This is a genomic window from Providencia sp. 2023EL-00965, from assembly GCF_033550225.1.
Taxonomy (GTDB): Bacteria; Pseudomonadota; Gammaproteobacteria; order Enterobacterales; family Enterobacteriaceae; genus Providencia; species Providencia manganoxydans.
This window is the reverse complement of the sequence record NZ_JAWUEH010000054.1, coordinates 1-735: the sequence shown is the minus strand read 5'-3', so window position 1 is coordinate 735 and position 735 is coordinate 1. Positions and strand designations below refer to the sequence as shown.

Below are 735 nucleotides of genomic sequence, written 5' to 3'. Positions count from 1 at the left end.
GGGCCACCAAGGTTTTTTGGTCGCCTGCCGCAACTCGCCGTTTCAACTCGGCAATTTGTTCGCTGTTCAGCGATTTCTTTCGTCCCCGGTAGGCACCGCGCTGCTTGGCCAGCACGATTCCCTCGCGTTGACGTTCGCGGATCAGGGCGCGCTCGAACTCAGCGAAGGCTCCCATGACCGACAGCATCAGATTGGCCATCGGTGAGTCCTCGCCGGTGAACTTCAGCCCTTCTTTGACGAACTCCATGCGCACGCCCCGTTGTGTCAGCCCTTGGACGATGCGGCGCAGGTCATCAAGGTTGCGTGCCAGCCTGTCCATGCTATGCACCACCACGGTGTCGCCCTCGCGGACGAAGGCCAGCAGCCTTTCCAGCTCGGGACGCTGGGTGTCCTTGCCAGAAGCCTTGTCGGTGAACACCCGCGCCACCTGAACACCCTCCAATTGCCGTTCCGGGTTCTGGTCGAAGCTGCTGACGCGGACATAGCCGATGCGTTGACCTTGCAAGATGCCTCCAAAGGCAAAAGTGTCAGGATGAAATCTATTACCTTTGACGGAATATGTCAATCAATAGGAAATTTAACTCTATTCTGACATCGTTTGCACATGGTGTCGTTTTCAGAAGACGGCTGCACTGAACGTCAGAAGCCGACTGCACTATAGCAGCGGAGGGGTTGGATCCATCAGGCAACGACGGGCTGCTGCCGGCCATCAGCGGACGCAGGGAGGACTTTCCG

General features: G+C 58.0%; 1 protein-coding gene. It reads right to left on the bottom strand.

The genetic code is table 11. The annotated features are described in order from the left end of the window. Positions 1-505, bottom strand: a 505-nt coding sequence (locus tag SC428_RS22120; protein ID WP_318710348.1) for a recombinase family protein, incomplete at its 3' end; no start/stop codon positions are given. Between the last annotated feature and the right edge of the window lie 230 nt (positions 506-735).